The organism is Streptomyces sp. QH1-20, assembly GCF_041283565.1.
Taxonomy (GTDB): Bacteria; Actinomycetota; Actinomycetes; order Streptomycetales; family Streptomycetaceae; genus Streptomyces; species Streptomyces syringius.
Window position 1 is genome coordinate 4,968,239 of sequence record NZ_CP166299.1, and the last position, 14,759, is coordinate 4,982,997.

Annotated in this window: 14 protein-coding genes; 4 read left to right on the plus strand and 10 right to left on the minus strand. The window is 71.8% G+C overall.

Annotated elements, in window-relative coordinates; genetic code table 11:
- Nucleotides 1–13 precede the first annotated feature (13 nt).
- From AB8O64_RS22635 to afsQ1, 3 genes are all read right to left on the minus strand, one after another.
- Nucleotides 14–643: a hypothetical protein gene (locus tag AB8O64_RS22635; protein WP_370420999.1), complete on the minus strand. Its 630-nt coding sequence runs from the start codon at nt 641–643 to the stop codon at nt 14–16.
- Nucleotides 640–2,166 carry a HAMP domain-containing sensor histidine kinase gene (locus AB8O64_RS22640; RefSeq protein ID WP_356457942.1) on the minus strand — a complete coding sequence of 509 codons (1,527 nt, stop codon included), beginning with the start codon at nt 2,164–2,166 and terminating at the stop codon, nt 640–642. Before AB8O64_RS22640 ends, AB8O64_RS22635 begins: the two co-directional genes overlap by 4 nt.
- A 100-nt stretch (nt 2,167–2,266) precedes the next feature.
- Nucleotides 2,267–2,944: a response regulator transcription factor gene (gene afsQ1, locus AB8O64_RS22645; protein WP_207303965.1), complete on the minus strand. Its 678-nt coding sequence runs from the start codon at nt 2,942–2,944 to the stop codon at nt 2,267–2,269.
- Between the two features lie 217 nt (nt 2,945–3,161).
- On the opposite strand from afsQ1, the gene AB8O64_RS22650 reads away from it, so the two are divergent.
- A complete protein-coding gene (locus AB8O64_RS22650; protein WP_356457917.1) occupies nt 3,162–3,920 on the plus strand; it encodes a SigE family RNA polymerase sigma factor in 759 nt (252 codons plus the stop codon).
- Nucleotides 3,921–4,102: 182 nt separating this feature from the next.
- On the opposite strand, the gene AB8O64_RS22655 is transcribed toward AB8O64_RS22650, so the two are convergent.
- Nucleotides 4,103–4,783 (minus strand): uridine kinase, encoded by a 681-nt coding sequence (locus AB8O64_RS22655; RefSeq protein WP_370421000.1) that lies wholly within the window; start codon nt 4,781–4,783, stop codon nt 4,103–4,105.
- A gap of 94 nt (nt 4,784–4,877) precedes the next feature.
- Here AB8O64_RS22655 and AB8O64_RS22660 point away from each other — a divergent pair, with 94 nt between their 5' ends.
- The gene (locus AB8O64_RS22660) at nt 4,878–5,315 is read left to right on the plus strand and encodes a hypothetical protein (RefSeq protein WP_365380854.1); all 438 of its coding nucleotides are present in this window, start codon (nt 4,878–4,880) and stop codon (nt 5,313–5,315) included.
- Between the two features lie 98 nt (nt 5,316–5,413).
- Here AB8O64_RS22660 and AB8O64_RS22665 read toward each other — a convergent pair whose 3' ends face one another.
- Genes AB8O64_RS22665 through deoC form a run of 3 tightly spaced genes read right to left on the minus strand, consistent with a single transcriptional unit; the run spans nt 5,414 to nt 8,740 of the window.
- Nucleotides 5,414–6,322 carry an aldehyde dehydrogenase family protein gene (locus AB8O64_RS22665; RefSeq protein ID WP_370421002.1) on the minus strand — a complete coding sequence of 303 codons (909 nt, stop codon included), beginning with the start codon at nt 6,320–6,322 and terminating at the stop codon, nt 5,414–5,416.
- Nucleotides 6,315–7,751: an aldehyde dehydrogenase family protein gene (locus AB8O64_RS22670; protein WP_370423936.1), complete on the minus strand. Its 1,437-nt coding sequence runs from the start codon at nt 7,749–7,751 to the stop codon at nt 6,315–6,317. Before AB8O64_RS22670 ends, AB8O64_RS22665 begins: the two co-directional genes overlap by 8 nt.
- Entirely contained in the window at nt 7,748–8,740 is a 993-nt protein-coding gene (gene deoC, locus AB8O64_RS22675) for a deoxyribose-phosphate aldolase (protein ID WP_356457946.1), read from the minus strand. Before deoC ends, AB8O64_RS22670 begins: the two co-directional genes overlap by 4 nt.
- A 103-nt stretch (nt 8,741–8,843) precedes the next feature.
- Here deoC and AB8O64_RS22680 point away from each other — a divergent pair, with 103 nt between their 5' ends.
- A complete protein-coding gene (locus AB8O64_RS22680) occupies nt 8,844–9,491 on the plus strand; it encodes a PH domain-containing protein (protein ID WP_370421004.1) in 648 nt (215 codons plus the stop codon).
- 67 nt (nt 9,492–9,558) lie between these two features.
- Here AB8O64_RS22680 and AB8O64_RS22685 read toward each other — a convergent pair whose 3' ends face one another.
- The 3 genes from AB8O64_RS22685 to AB8O64_RS22695 form a co-directional block, all read right to left on the minus strand.
- Nucleotides 9,559–11,226 (minus strand): phospho-sugar mutase, encoded by a 1,668-nt coding sequence (locus tag AB8O64_RS22685; protein WP_370421005.1) that lies wholly within the window; start codon nt 11,224–11,226, stop codon nt 9,559–9,561.
- A gap of 428 nt (nt 11,227–11,654) precedes the next feature.
- On the minus strand, nt 11,655–12,476 hold the full coding sequence (locus AB8O64_RS22690) for a purine-nucleoside phosphorylase (RefSeq protein ID WP_356457929.1): 822 nt from the start codon (nt 12,474–12,476) through the stop codon (nt 11,655–11,657).
- Between the two features lie 126 nt (nt 12,477–12,602).
- Nucleotides 12,603–13,040 carry a gamma-glutamylcyclotransferase gene (locus tag AB8O64_RS22695; RefSeq protein WP_130879574.1) on the minus strand — a complete coding sequence of 146 codons (438 nt, stop codon included), beginning with the start codon at nt 13,038–13,040 and terminating at the stop codon, nt 12,603–12,605.
- A 197-nt stretch (nt 13,041–13,237) separates the two neighbouring features.
- On the opposite strand from AB8O64_RS22695, the gene AB8O64_RS22700 reads away from it, so the two are divergent.
- Nucleotides 13,238–14,686 (plus strand): NAD(P)H-quinone dehydrogenase, encoded by a 1,449-nt coding sequence (locus tag AB8O64_RS22700; protein ID WP_370421007.1) that lies wholly within the window; start codon nt 13,238–13,240, stop codon nt 14,684–14,686.
- The last annotated feature ends 73 nt before the right edge of the window (nt 14,687–14,759 follow it).

The following is a 14,759-nucleotide window of genomic DNA, read 5'->3' on the forward strand; positions in this document are numbered from 1 at the left end:
CAACACCCCGGCGCTACGCCGCCGCGCCCCCTCGGACGGCGGTGCCCCGCACGGTCTCCGGCCGGGTGCGGACCTCGTCGGTGCAGACGAAGCGCTTGGGCGCCTCGTCGCCCGGCCCGCCGAGGACGACCGCGGCCTTGCCGCCCGTCGCCGCGGTGCCCGCGAACGTGCACACGAGCTGCGCCACCGCGAGCGGCGGCAGCTCCTCCGGGGCGCGGCTCAGCCGCAGCGTCCCGGCCGGATCGTCCTTGCGCGGCCCGCTGACGGACAGCCGCAGCGGGACGTCCGTGGAGAACCCGGCGGCGGCCTCCGTGGACGAAGGAGCCCGTCGCAGCTCCTCAAGGAGCGCCTGGGCGACCGTCAGGGCGTCCTCGGGCGTCTTCTCGGGCAGCGGCATGACCCGGGACACCGGCAGCAGCTGCGAGCCGCACACGAGCTGCGCGGACATCGCGACGCTGCCCGCGGGCGGCAGGCTCTGCGCGCCGGAGCGCACGACACACGTCGCCCGTGAGGGCGCGCTGCCGGCGTCCACCGGCACGGCTGTGCCCCGGATCCCGCACCCGGCCAGGGCGCCCGCCCCGAGCGTCAGGGCGAGTGCCCGGGTGGCGGCCCGGGCCGCGGTCCTCGCGGTCACGGTCCTCATCGCGCGTTCCCCTCAGCCGTACCCGGCGACGAGCCGTCCCCGTCGCCGTCCGCCCCGCTGCCGTCCCCGTCGTCCGGCTCACTCTCCGTGGCCGTGCCCCGGGGGAGGGTGAGGGTGAAGACGGCGCCGCCGTCGGGCGAGTTGGCGGCGGTGATCTCGCCGCCGTGGATATGGGCGTTCTCCAGGGCGATGGACAGCCCCAGGCCGCTGCCCTCGGAGCGGGGGCGGGACGCGCTCGCCTTGTAGAAGCGGTCGAAGACGTGCGGCAGGACGTCCTCGGGGATGCCGGGGCCGTGGTCGCGCACCTCGATCACCAGGGAGTCGTCCGCGGTCCGCACGGCCACCCGCACCGGCGAGCCGCCGTGCTTGAGGGCGTTGCCGATGAGGTTGGCGAGGATCACGTCCAGGCGGCGCGGGTCGAGCAGCGCCATGATGCCGCGCTCGGCGTCCAGCTCGACCGCGTCCAGCCAGGCACGGGCGTCGATGCAGGCGGTGACCTGGTCCGCGACGTCCACGTCGTCCAGCACCAGCCGGGCGGTGCCCGCGTCGAAGCGGGTGACCTCCATCAGATTCTCCACCAGGTCGTTCAGCCGCCTGGTCTCGCTCACCACGAGCTGCACCGCCGGCGCGATCATCGGGTCGAGGTTCTCCGCCTCGTCCTCCAGCACCTCGGTCACCGCGGTGATCGCCGTGAGCGGGGTCCGCAGCTCGTGCGACATGTCGGCGACGAAGCGCCGGCTCGCGGCCTCCCGGGCGCTCAGCTCCTCGACGCGCTTCTCCAGCGACTCCGCCGTCCTGTTGAACGTCCGCGACAGATCGGCCAGCTCGTCCGTGCCCGACACCTGGAGCCGGGTGTCGAGCTTGCCCTCGCCGAGCCGCCGCGCCGCGTCACCGAGCCGCTGCACGGGCCGCAGCACCGTCGAGGCGGCGGCCTGGGCGAGCAGGGCCGAGCCGATCAGGGCCAGACCGGTGGCGATGCCCAGGGACCAGGCGAGGGAATTGAGGTCCGCCCGCTCGTTGTCCAGGGACTTCAGCAGATAGCCGGTGGGCCCGCCGCCGATCACCTTGGCGCCGCCGACGAGATAGGGCTTGCCGTCGAGCGTGATCCGCTGCCAGTACAGGTGGTACGGGTAGCGGTTCGACTCGGTGACCGGCCGCTCGCGGTTCACGGCCTTGCGCAGCGACTCGGGCACGACCTCGAGCGTGAACAGGTCCCGGTCCGAGGGCGCCGCGCAACTGCCGCCGCCGGTGACCTTGTCGATCAGCAGCACCTCGTACTTCTGCGAGGTGGCGGCCATCCGGTCCGCGGCCTCCTGCAGCTCCGGGCAGGTCGGGGTCAGCGGCAGCGAACCCGTGTTGTCCTGGAGGGACTTGCGGAAGTCGTCCAGGGCGGCGTTCTGGGTGCGGGTGAGGACCGCGTCGCGGTTGAGCCAGTACGCGATGGCGGACGCGGACACCGCCGCGGCCAGCGCGACCAGCGCGAAGACGAGCATCAGCCGCAGCCGGAGGCTCACCCACCGCATGCTGAGCTGCACGACCCGCTTCGCCGCCGCCCAGCCCCGTACCCGACCGGGCTCTTGATTCACGGTGCGCTCTTTGTGCTGTTGTGGCGGTTCGAAGTGATCACTGCGGGGTGTCCAGGCGGTAGCCGACCCCGCGGACCGTACGGATCAGGGTCGGGGAGGACGGAACGTCCTCGACCTTGGCGCGCAGCCGCTGCACACAGGCGTCGACCAGCCGCGAGTCGCCGAGGTAGTCGTGCTCCCAGACCAGCCGCAGCAGCTGCTGCCGGGACAGCGCCTGCCCCGGCCGCCGGCTGAGCTCCAGCAGCAGCCGCAGCTCGGTCGGGGTGAGTTGCAGATCCTCGCCGTTCTTGGTGACGGTCATCGCGGAGCGGTCGATGACCAGCGAGCCGAACGACGCCGAGTCGTTGGACTCCCGTTCGCCGCGGCGCAGCACCGCGCGGATCCGGGCGTCGAGCACCCGGCCCTGCACGGGCTTGACCACGTAGTCGTCCGCCCCGGACTCCAGACCGACCACGACGTCGATGTCGTCGTTGCGCGCGGTCAGCAGAATGATCGGCAGCTGGTCGGTGCGCCGGATCCGGCGGCAGACCTCGAAACCGTCGATCCCGGGCAGCATGACGTCCAGCACGATCAGATCCGGCCGCTGCTCGCGCAGCAGCTTCAGGCCGTCCTCGCCGGTCGCCGCGGTCACCACTCGGTGACCTTGGCGGGACAGGGAGAACTCGAGGGCCGTGCGGATGGCGTCGTCGTCCTCGATCAGCAACAGGAAAGGCACGGTGGTCATTCTGGCCTAAGAGTGGCCCTCAGTTCGACAGACGGCGTCGTCCGGAGTGCGGCCGAAGTGTGTCCGGAGTGCTCCGTGCCCTGTTGCAGGGCTGTGACAGTCGGGGGACAGCGCGATGAAACTGGCCCGGCAGGCTTTGGTTTCACCGAGCGGTACCAGGGCTCGGACGCAATCGGACCGAGCTGGCTCCACCGACGGGGGGCGCGAGATGAACACACTGCACAGCACCACGACCAGCGCAGTCATTCGCACGCGCCTGCACGACGCCGGGCGGGGTTCGGAGAAGTCCGGTGCCGTGGGCGGACGGGGGTGCGCCCGCGGCACCGGACGTGGACGGTCGCAGGCCATGTACCTGGCGGCCATCGACGCGAGCGTGTACGGGGAGGCCGGCCGGGGCACGGGGGAAAAGCCCGGGGGTTCGGGGGAACCCAGGGCCGAGTCCCGGACGGAGGCGGAGTTCACCGCCTACGTCCAGGAGCGCCGCGCCTCCCTGTACGCGACCGCCTATCACCTGACCGGTGACCGCTACGAGGCGGAGGACCTGCTCCAGAGCGCGCTGTTCTCCACCTACCGCGCCTGGGACCGGATCGCCGACAAGGCGGCGGTGGGCGGCTATCTGCGCCGCACCATGACCAATCTGCACATCAGCGCCTGGCGTCGGCGCAAGCTCAACGAGTACCCGACGGAGGAGCTGCCGGAGACGGTGGGCGACCAGGACGCGATGCGCGGCACCGAACTGCGCGCCGTGCTCTGGCAGGCGCTGGCCCGGCTGCCCGAACTCCAGCGCACGATGCTGGTGCTGCGCTACTACGAAGGCCGCACCGACCCGGAGATCGCGGACATCCTGGACATCAGCGTCGGCACGGTCAAGAGCAGCATCTGGCGCTCGCTGCGCCGGCTGCGCGAGGACGAGGTCATCGGCTCCGGCCGTGGCGCCGTCGAGTCCTTCGGCGAGCTGGTGGCCTAGGCCTGGCCGGCGATTGAGGACGCGCCCGCAGGGCGCTCGCCGCCGCAGGCGGCAACGACGGCCCGCAGCCAGGGCCGGGGACCAACGGGGGAACCACGGGGGAGAGAGCGGGCGGACAGCCGGGGGGTCTGTCCTGCCCGCTCTCGCCGTTTTCCGGGTCCCCGGCCGTTGACGGGTTGAGCTCAGGCCACCCGCACGGGGTCCGGGCCGGGGGCGCACGTCTCTCGTCGTCCGGCGGCCGCGGCGGCTATGCGGCCCATGGCCGCGTCCTTGTCGCAGGCGTGCGCGCCGAGCGCCGTCTGCCGGGCCACGATGCCGCGCTCGGCGCGCATCAGCCGCAGGCCGCGCCGCACCAGGTACGGGACGGGCTTGCGGGCCTCCCGCAGATCGCGCACCAGCCGGCGGCGGAAGGTCGTCGAGGGGCGGCCCCGCAGGCACAGCGCGTCGGCGAGGACGCCCAGCTCCCGGCAGCGCTCGATGATGTCCGCGGCGAAGATGCCCTCCGCGATGAACAGCGAGGTGCGCCCGATGTCCAGCGTGCTCTGCCCGGTCCGCGAGCTGGTGGAGATGTCGTACAGCGGCACCGGCGTCCGGGCCGTGCGGCACAGGGCGTCGATCGCGGCGACGGCCGCCTCCGCGTCCCACGACAGCGGCGAGTCCCAGTCGGCGCCGGCCCCGTCCGCGAGCAGCGGCAGGGTCGGGTCGCCGGCTTCCTTGTAGAAGTCGTCGAGGTTGAGCACGGGCAGTCCGGTGCGGGCCGCGAGGGACGACTTTCCGGAACCAGAGGGTCCGGTCAGCAGGATGACGCGCGCTTCAGTCAGGTGGGGAGTCACGGGACACCAGTGTGAGGCATTGGGCCGCATGGGGGATCCCCCCGGGTCGAAACGTGCGCGAAACGTCACTATTCCACTACGTTGCGTTGTCGTCCTCCGACATCCCCCGACCCGGCAGGTGGCCATGGCCTCGCACGCACGACACGCACGCTCCAAGTCTCCCCGTCCGGGGCTCCCGCGCGGCCTCGTGCGCGTCGGGGTGTCCGTATCGGCGGGAGCTGCGATCGTCGCGGGCGGTGCGGCGAGCGCGAACGCCGCGCCGGCCAAGGACAGCGCCCAGCCGGTCGGCGTCTCGCTCGGCGAGATCTCGGCGGAGTCGGCCGGGACGGCCCTCGGCCAGTCGCTGTACCACTCCTCCGCGGGCGCCTTCGGCCCGCTCAAGGTGCTGCGGCTCAACCCGCTCGCCGGCACGGGAAGCGACCCGACGGACAACGCGGTCGGCACCCAGGTCGCCGACTTCCAGCCGGTGAGCACCGCGATGCTCACCGCGCCGCTCTCCCAGGGCGGCGCCCTGGAGCAACTGCCGCTGCTGAGCTACGCGGCGCAGTTCCTGCCCGGCTGACGGCCGGCTGACGGCCGTCGTCCGATGGCCGCGCGTACGCGACGGCGGCGGCTCCCGGTCCGGGGAGCCGCCGCCGTCGTATGTCCTGGTGCCGTCGGCTAGTAGGCCGAGCCGCCCGCGCCGAGCGAACCGGTCGGGTGCCAGACGGTCTTGGTCTCCAGGAACGCCGTCATCCGCTCCGTGCCGGGGTCGGCGGACCAGTCCACAGCCTGTGGACGGAGGACGCGCTTGAGGTTGTCGGCCGCGGCGATCTGGAGCGCCTTGGACAGCTCCGCGTCGGCACCGGCCAGATCGATCGCGTTGACGTCCTGGTGCGCGGCGAGGGACGGAGCGATCTCCGCGGTCCTGCCGGACAGGATGTTGACCACACCGCCGGGCACGTCGGAGGTGGCGAGCACCTCACCCAGCGACAGCGCCGGGAGCGGGGCCTGCTCGGAGGCGACGACCACGACCGTGTTGCCGACCGCGATCGCCGGGGCGATCACGGACACCAGACCGAGGAAGGAGGACTCCTGCGGGGCCAGCACGGCCACCACACCGGTCGGCTCCGGCGTCGAGAGGTTGAAGTACGGACCCGCGACCGGGTTCGCGCCACCGACGATCTGCGCGATCTTGTCGGTCCAGCCCGCGTACCAGACCCAGCGGTCGATCGCCGCGTCCACCTGGGCCGCCGCCTTGGACTTCGAGAGCCCCTCGGCGTCGGCGACCTCCGCGACGAACTGGTCGCGGCGGCCCTCCAGCATCTCTGCGACGCGGTAGAGGATCTGGCCGCGGTTGTACGCGGTCGCGCCCGCCCAGCCGCCGAACGCCTTGCGCGCCGCGACGACCGCGTCACGCGCGTCCTTGCGGGACGACAGCGGGGCGTTGGCGAGCCACTTGCCCTTGCCCGCCGCGCCGGCGGCTGATGTTGCTGCGGTCACCTCGTACACCCGCCCGCTCTCGGACCGGGGGAACTTGCCCCCGACGAACAGCTTGTAGGTCTTGAAGACACTGAGTCGCTCAGACATCGAGGTAGGCCTCCAGACCGTGACGGCCACCCTCGCGGCCGAAGCCCGACTCCTTGTAGCCGCCGAAGGGCGAGGTCGGGTCGAACTTGTTGAACGTATTGGCCCAGACGACGCCCGCGCGCAGGCTGTTCGCCACCGACAGGATCCGCGAACCCTTCTCGGTCCAGATGCCCGCCGACAGCCCGTACTGCGAGTTGTTGGCCTTCGCGACGGCCTCGGCCGGGGTGCGGAAGGACAGCACCGACAGGACCGGGCCGAAGATCTCCTCGCGGGCGATGCGGTGTGCCTGGGTGACGTTCGTGAAGAGCGTCGGGGCGAACCAGTAACCCGCGGAGGGCAGCTCGCAGGCCGGGGCCCAGCGCTCGGCGCCCTCGGCCTCGCCGCTGTCGGCGAGGGCCTTGATCCGGGCCAGCTGCTCGGCGGAGTTGATCGCACCGATGTCGGTGTTCTTGTCCAGCGGGTCGCCGAGACGCAGCGTGGACAGCCGGCGCTTCAGCGCGTCCAGCAGCTCGTCCTGGATCGACTCCTGGACCAGCAGCCGCGAGCCCGCGCAGCAGACCTGGCCCTGGTTGAAGAAGATGCCGTTGACGATGCCCTCGACGGCCTGGTCGATGGGCGCGTCGTCGAAGACGATGTTCGCGCCCTTGCCGCCCAGCTCCAGCGTCAGCTTCTTGTCCGTACCGGCGACGCTGCGCGCGATGGCCTTGCCGACGGCGGTGGAGCCGGTGAAGGCGACCTTGTCGACGCCCGGGTGCTCGACCAGCGCGGCGCCGGTGGAGCCCTCACCGGTGACGATGTTGACGACGCCCTTGGGGAGACCGGCCTGGCGGCAGATGTCCGCGAAGAACAGCGCCGACAGCGGGGTGGTCTCGGCGGGCTTGAGGACGACCGTGTTGCCCGTGGCGAGCGCCGGGGCGATCTTCCAGGCCAGCATCAGCAGCGGGAAGTTCCACGGGATGACCTGGCCCGCGACGCCCAGCGCCTTCGGGTTCGGGCCGTAGCCGGCGTGGTCGAGCTTGTCGGCCCAGCCCGCGTAGTAGAAGAAGTGCGCGGCGACCAGCGGCAGGTCGGCGTCGCGCGTCTCACGGATCGGCTTGCCGTTGTCCAGGGTCTCCAGGACGGCCAGCTCGCGCGAGCGCTCCTGGATGATCCGGGCGATCCGGAACAGGTACTTGGCGCGCTCGGCGCCCGGCAGCGCCGACCACTTCTCGAACGCCTTGCGGGCGGCCTTGACCGCCGCGTCCACGTCCTCGGCCGAGCCCTGCGCGACCTCGGAGAGGACCTCCTCGGAGGAGGGGGAGAGGGTCTTGAAGACCTTGCCGTCCGAGGCGTCGCGGAACTCGCCGTCGATGAACAGCCCGTAGGACGGGGCGATGTCGACGACCGCGCGCGACTCCGGCGCGGGTGCGTATTCAAAGGCCATGATCAGTCCACCGTCACGTAGTCGGGACCGGAGTAGCGCCCGGTGCTCAGCTTCTGGCGCTGCATCAGCAGGTCGTTGAGGAGGCTGGAGGCGCCGAAGCGGAACCAGGTGTTGGTCAGCCACTCCTCACCGACGGTCTCGTTGACGAGGACCAGGAACTTCAGCGCGTCCTTCGTGGTGCGGATGCCGCCGGCCGGCTTCACGCCCACCTGGACGCCCGTGGTGGCGCGGAAGTCGCGGACCGCCTCCAGCATCAGCAGGGTGTTCGCCGGGGTGGCGTTCACCGCGACCTTGCCGGTCGAGGTCTTGATGAAGTCGGCGCCGGCCAGCATGCCGAGCCAGGAGGCACGGCGGATGTTGTCGTACGTCGACAGCTCGCCGGTCTCGAAGATGACCTTCAGCCGGGCGGCGCTGCCGTCTTCCCGGCGGCAGGCTTCCTTGACGGCCTTGATCTCCTCGAACACCGAGAGGTAGTGCCCCGAGAGGAACGCGCCCCGGTCGATCACCATGTCGATCTCGTCCGCGCCGGCGGCGACGGCGTCGCGCGTGTCGGCCAGCTTCACCGGCAGCGCGGCACGGCCGGCCGGGAAGGCGGTGGCGACGGAGGCGACCTTGACGCCGGAGCCCTTGAGGGCCTCGGCGGCGGTGGCCGCCATGTCGGGATAGACGCAGATCGCCGCGACCTTGGGCGTGGTGCGGTCGATCGGATCGGGGTTGACGCCCTTGGCGCACAGCGCCCGGACCTTGCCCGGGGTGTCCGCGCCCTCGAGCGTCGTCAGGTCGATCATGGAGATTGCCAGGTCGATGGCGTACGCCTTCGCCGTCGTCTTGATCGAGCGGGTGCCGAGCATGGCGGCGCGGGCCTCGAGCCCGACCGTGTCGACACCCGGCAGGCCGTGCAGGAAGCGGCGCAGCGCACCGTCGGAGGCGGTCACGTCCGCCATCGACGCCAGTCGCTCGGCGGCTTCGTTGCCGTTTGAGGGAACAGTGGGCATGGTCACCGGATGAGCATATCTACGCGCGTAGCGCGTGTCACCCCCCAGGGTGGCGTCCCCTGCACCACACTGCCTCCTGCGGGCGTGGTGCACAATCGGCGGCATGACGAGCCCGGACGACTCATCCGCACCACGGCCCCCTGAGAACACACCGGACCAGGGGTACGCCGAGCGGTGCTACCGCTCCGCCGCAGGCATCGGCGGCGGCGTGCTGCTGCTTCTGATCGGAGCCTGGCTGGGCGGCGACGCGATCGTGCGCGGCGCGGGCCGCACCCCCTGGCTCACGCTGGCCGCGCTGCTGTGCGGGGTGCCGCTGGTCATCGCCTTCACGCTGCGCCCCGCGGTATGGGCGGGCGAGGACGCCCTCCGGGTGCGCAACCCCTTCCGCACGATCACGCTGCCCTGGGCGAGTGTGGCCGGCGTCCGCGCCGGTTACTCCAGCGAGGTCCTGGCGGGCGGCGCCAAGTACCAGCTCTGGGCGATCCCCGTCTCCCTCCGCCAGCGCAAGTCCGCTGCGCGACGGCAGGCGCGGGCGGCTTCGGAGGACGTCACCGGCACGGTCTCGGTCGGAGTCTCCGGCTTCACCCGGGCCCCCGCGGACCAGGCGATCGACGACCTGCGCGAACTCGCCGAGCGGAACGCTTCGCGTCCGGGGGCGCAGGGGGAGCCGGAGGTGCGATGGGCCTTCGAGCTGATCGTGCCGTCCGTGGTGGGGCTGGTGCTGCTCGTGGTGCTCTTCGCTGTGGCGTAGCTGTGGCGTAGAGGAACAGGGGTGTTGCGGGACTGCTTCGCTTTACGTCCCGCAACACCCCTGTGCGTCAGATACCGGCGGCCTTGGAGAGGTCGGCCTTGATGGCGGCGAGGACCGTTTCGGCCTGGGTGCGGGCGGCGGTGAGGGCGCTCGCGTCGGTCACCGGGACGACGACCTCCAGATAGCACTTGATCTTGGGCTCGGTGCCGCTCGGGCGGACGATGACGCGCGCCGCGGAGACGGTGCCCGTGGCGTCACCCGCCAGGTGGTACCGCAGACCGTCGGTCGGCGGCAGGGCCGCAGAGCCCTCGGACAGGTCCTCCGCGGAGGAGACCCGGAGCCCGGCGAGGGTCGTCGGGGGCTGCTCGCGCAGCCGCCGCATGGCGTTCGCGATCAGCGACAGGTCCTCGACGCGCACCGAGAGCTGGTCCGTGGCGTGCAGGCCGTGCTCGACGGCGAGGTCGTCCAGCAGGTCGGTGAGCGTGCGCCCGGAGGCCTTGAGCTCGGCGGCCAGCTCGGCGATCAGCAGGGCGGCGGTGATGCCGTCCTTGTCGCGGACGCCCTCGGGGTCGACGCAGTAGCCCAGCGCCTCCTCGTAGGCGTAGCGCAGGCCGTCCACGCGGGCCAGCCACTTGAAGCCGGTGAGCGTCTCCTCGTACGCGGCACCCGGCGCGGCGGCCGCGATACGGGAGAGCAGCGAGGAGGAGACGATCGTCGTGGCGAACGTCCCGGTCGCCTTCTTGTGCACCAGGTGCGTGGCCAGCAGCGCGCCCACCTCGTCGCCGCGCAGCATGCGCCAGCCGACGACGCTGTCCGGGGCGGGGACGGCGACGGCGCAGCGGTCCGCGTCCGGGTCGTTGGCGATGACGATGTCCGGCGCCGCCTCGCGGGCGGTGGCGAACGCCAGGTCCATCGCGCCCGGCTCCTCCGGGTTGGGGAAGGCGACGGTGGGGAAGTCGGGGTCCGGCTCGGCCTGCTCGGCCACCACGGTCGGCGCGGGGAACCCGGCGCGCGCGAAGGCGGCGGTCAGGGTGTCGTGGCCGACGCCGTGCATGGGTGTGTAGACCACGCGGACGTCACGCGGGGAGCCGGCGGTCAGAACGGCGTCGGTGCGCTCCAGGTACGCCTCCACCACGGAGTCGCGCAGGGTCTCCCAGCCGGCGCTCGGGCGGGGCACGTCGGCGAGGTTCGCGATCGCGGCGATCTCGGCGGCGATCTCCCCGTCGGCGGGCGGCACGATCTGGGAGCCGTCGCCGAGGTAGACCTTGTAGCCGTTGTCGCGCGGCGGGTTGTGGCTGGCGGTCACCTCGACACCGGCGACCGCGCCGAGGTGGCGGATCGCGAAGGCGAGCACGGGCGTGGGCAGCGGGCGCGGCAGCAGCGCGGCACGCAGGCCCGCGCCGACCATGACGGCGGCCGTGTCGCGGGCGAAGTCGGCGCTCTTGTGACGGGCGTCGTAGCCGATGACGACCACGCCGCCCGCGTGCCCCTGCTTCTTGAGGTACGCGGCGAGACCGGCGGCCGCGCGGATGACGACGGCGCGGTTCATGCGCATCGGCCCGGCGCCGAGCTCACCGCGGAGACCGGCGGTGCCGAACTGCAGGGTGCCGCCGAAACGGGCGGTCAGCTCGGTGACGTCCTCGGCGTCGATGAGCTTGGCCAGCTCGTCGCGGGTGTCGGGGTCGGGGTCCTCGGCCAGCCACGACTTGGCCAGCGTGATGAGGTCTCGCTCCACGGGTTCTCCTCCGGAGTGGTCAGGGGGTACGAACTGGGGGTGCGGCGGCCGGTGCCGGGGTGCGCGTGCCGGTGGGTGGGTGCCGGTGGGTGGGTGGGTCGGTGCCGGGGTGGGGCGGGCCCTACGGGGCTGCATGATTTACGGGCCCGTCACCCGGTGTTGCATCGGTGCCCTGAGATCGGGCCCGCAAATCACGCCTTACGCCCCTTGCCGGGCCCACCCCACCCCGTCCCCTCCCGTCCCCGCGCGGCTGCCGGCGCTCATTCCCTCCCCGCCCAGGGGCGGGGGGTGCTGCCAGGCACACGGGCGCGGGCCCGACCTATGGCCGGGCCCGCGCTGTGGGCCTACGGCCCGAACCCCCACTCCCGCCGAAGGCGGGAGACGGTGCCGCACCGGGTAGGTCACCCCGTGCGGTCACCGGCGAAATGTCAGAGCCGGTCCAGGACGCTGGCCAGCAGCGTTCCCATCCGCGCAGCGGAATCGCGACCCGCCTGCAGGACCTCTTCGTGGTTGAGCGGCTCGCCCGTCATGCCCGCGGCCAGGTTCGTGACCAGGGAGATGCCGAGGATCTCGGCGCCCGCCTCGCGGGCCGCGATGGCCTCGAGCGTGGTGGACATGCCGACCAGGTCGCCACCGATGGCGCGGACCATCTTGATCTCGGCCGGGGTCTCGTAGTGCGGGCCGGGGAGCTGGACGTAGACACCCTCCTCGAGGGTCGCGTCCACCTCCTTGCACAGCGCGCGCAGCCGCGGCGAGTAGAGGTCGGTGAGGTCGACGAAGTTCGCGCCGACGATCGGCGAGGTCGCCGTGAGGTTGATGTGGTCGCTGATCAGCACCGGCTGGCCGGGGCGCATGCCCTCGCGGAGGCCACCGCAGCCGTTGGTCAGGACGATGGTCTTGGCACCCGCGGCGACGGCCGTGCGGACACCGTGGGCGACGGCGGCGACGCCACGGCCCTCGTAGTAGTGCGTGCGGCCGAGGAAGACCAGGACGCGCTTGTCGTTGACCTTGTACGAGCGGATGGTGCCCGCGTGCCCGGCCACGGCCGGCGGCGGGAAGCCGGGCAGCTCGGTGACGGGGAACTCGGCCTCGGGGGTGCCGAGCGCCTCGGTGGCGGGGAGCCAGCCGGAGCCCATGACCAGCGCGACGTCGTGGGTCTCGGCGCCCGTGAGCTCGCGCAGGCGGGCGGCGGCGGCGTCGGCCGCGGTGTACGGGTCGGCCTGGATGTCCGGAGTAACTGATGCGTTCACGCGGACGAGGGTAACCGCTAATGGCCTACGCGCGTAGATGTCTCTGGTGACGGTGTTCTGATTGTTGCCTTGTGGTTTTGGACGAGACCGATTTCTCATCCTTTCCCACCGTTCGGCCCTACCGGGTCAGCAGGGTCGTTTGCGTAGTTCCATCACATAGTCGTGAGGGGCGCCCGCCGACTCCGCGGCGTCGGCGATCTCGCCGAGATAGCGCGCGGAGGGCAGGCCCCCCTCGTAACCGTTCAGGACGTAGATCCACGCCGGTTCCTCGCCGTCCAGGGTGTGGACCCGGACCCGCATCCGCCGGTAGATGTCGAGGCCGACACCCTCCCAACGGTCCATCGAGTCCTCGTCCATCGGGGCGATGTCGTAGAGGGCGACGAAGACCTGGGAGCGCGGTGCCTCGACGACCGTGGCGAGCGCTCCCTCCCAGCCCATCTGCTCACCGCCGAAGGTCAGCCGCCAGTCGGCGAGCCAGCCCGTGCCGCGCAGCGGCGAGTGCGGTGCGCGGCGGGACATCAGCCGCGCGTCGAGGTTGCCGGCGTACGCGGCGTAGAGCGACATGGTTCTGAGGGTACGGGAGTGAGGCGGGACGGCATTTGGGGTGGCAGTCTCGAAGGAGGGTTCGCGCGGAACCTGCTGCCGAACCTCGTACGGATCCTCGGATGCCGCCCCGGACGGGATCGCCTGGATCACGGCGTATTACGTGCGAAATCGCGTATACGGGCCCCGGAAGGATTCGCTTTGATGGGTGCGGGACAATGGAATACGTGACTCGGATCGTGATCATCGGTGGCGGACCCGGCGGCTATGAGGCGGCGCTCGTCGCCGCGCAGCTCGGCGCGGAGGTGACCGTCGTCGACTGCGACGGTCTGGGCGGGGCGTCGGTGCTCACCGACTGCGTGCCCTCGAAGACTCTTATCGCGACGGCTGAGGTGATGACGACCTTCGACTCCTCCTACGAGGAGCTGGGGATCATCGTCGCCGACGACACGCCGCATCTGGAGCACGCGGCGCGCGTGGTGGGCGTGGACCTGGGCAAGGTGAACCGGCGTGTGAAGCGTCTGGCGCTGGCCCAGTCGCACGACATCACCGCCTCGGTGACGCGGGCCGGCGGCCGGGTCATGCGCGGCCGCGGCCGCCTGGAGCCGAACCAGGCCCCGGACGGCTCGCGCAAGGTCGTCGTACGGGCCGCGGACGGCTCGGAGGAGACGCTCGTCGCGGACGCGGTGCTGATCGCCACGGGCGCGCACCCCCGGGAGATCCCGGACGCGCTGCCGGACGGCGAGCGGATCCTGAACTGGACCCAGGTCTACGACCTGGAGGAGCTGCCCGAAGAGCTGATCGTGGTCGGCTCGGGTGTCACCGGTGCCGAGTTCGCCGGCGCGTACCAGGCGCTCGGCTCGAAGGTCACCCTGGTGTCCTCGCGCGACCGGGTGCTGCCGGGTGAGGACCCGGACGCGGCGGCCGTGCTGGAGGACGTCTTCCGGCGCCGCGGCATGAACGTGATGTCGCGCTCCCGGGCGCAGTCCGCCAAACGGGTGGGCGACCGGGTCGAGGTGACGCTGGCGGACGGCCGGGTCATCACCGGTACGCACTGCCTGATGGCGGTCGGCTCGATTCCCAATACGGCGGGCATCGGGCTGGAGGAGTCCGGCGTCCGGCTCAAGGACTCGGGGCACGTGTGGACCGACAAGGTCTCGCGCACGAGCGCGCCCGGCGTCTACGCGGCCGGCGACTGCACCGGGGTCTTCGCACTGGCGTCGGTCGCCGCCATGCAGGGCCGGATCGCCATGTACCACTTCCTGGGCGACGCGGTCGCGCCGCTGAATCTCAAGGCTGTATCCGCGAACGTATTTACGGATCCGGAGATTGCCACGGTCGGCTATACGCAGGCCGATGTCGACGCCGGCCGTATTGACGCCCGCGTGGTGAAGCTGCCGCTGCTGCGCAATCCGCGGGCGAAGATGCAGGGCATCCGGGACGGATTCGTCAAGATGTTCTGCCGTCCCGGCACGGGCATCGTGGTCGGCGGCGTCGTGGTCTCGCCCCGGGCCAGCGAGCTGATTCACCCCATTTCGATCGCGGTCGACAACAACCTGACCGTGGAGCAGATCGCGAACGCGTTCACGGTGTACCCGTCGCTGTCCGGTTCGATCGCCGAGGTGGCCCGTCAGCTGCACACCCGCAAGACGCAGCGGGAGGGCTAGCGCGAGCGCCGGTGCGAGAGGCCCCGCCCCCGTGGAAGGGGAGCCGGGGCCTCTTCTTCCGGTTCCCCTATAT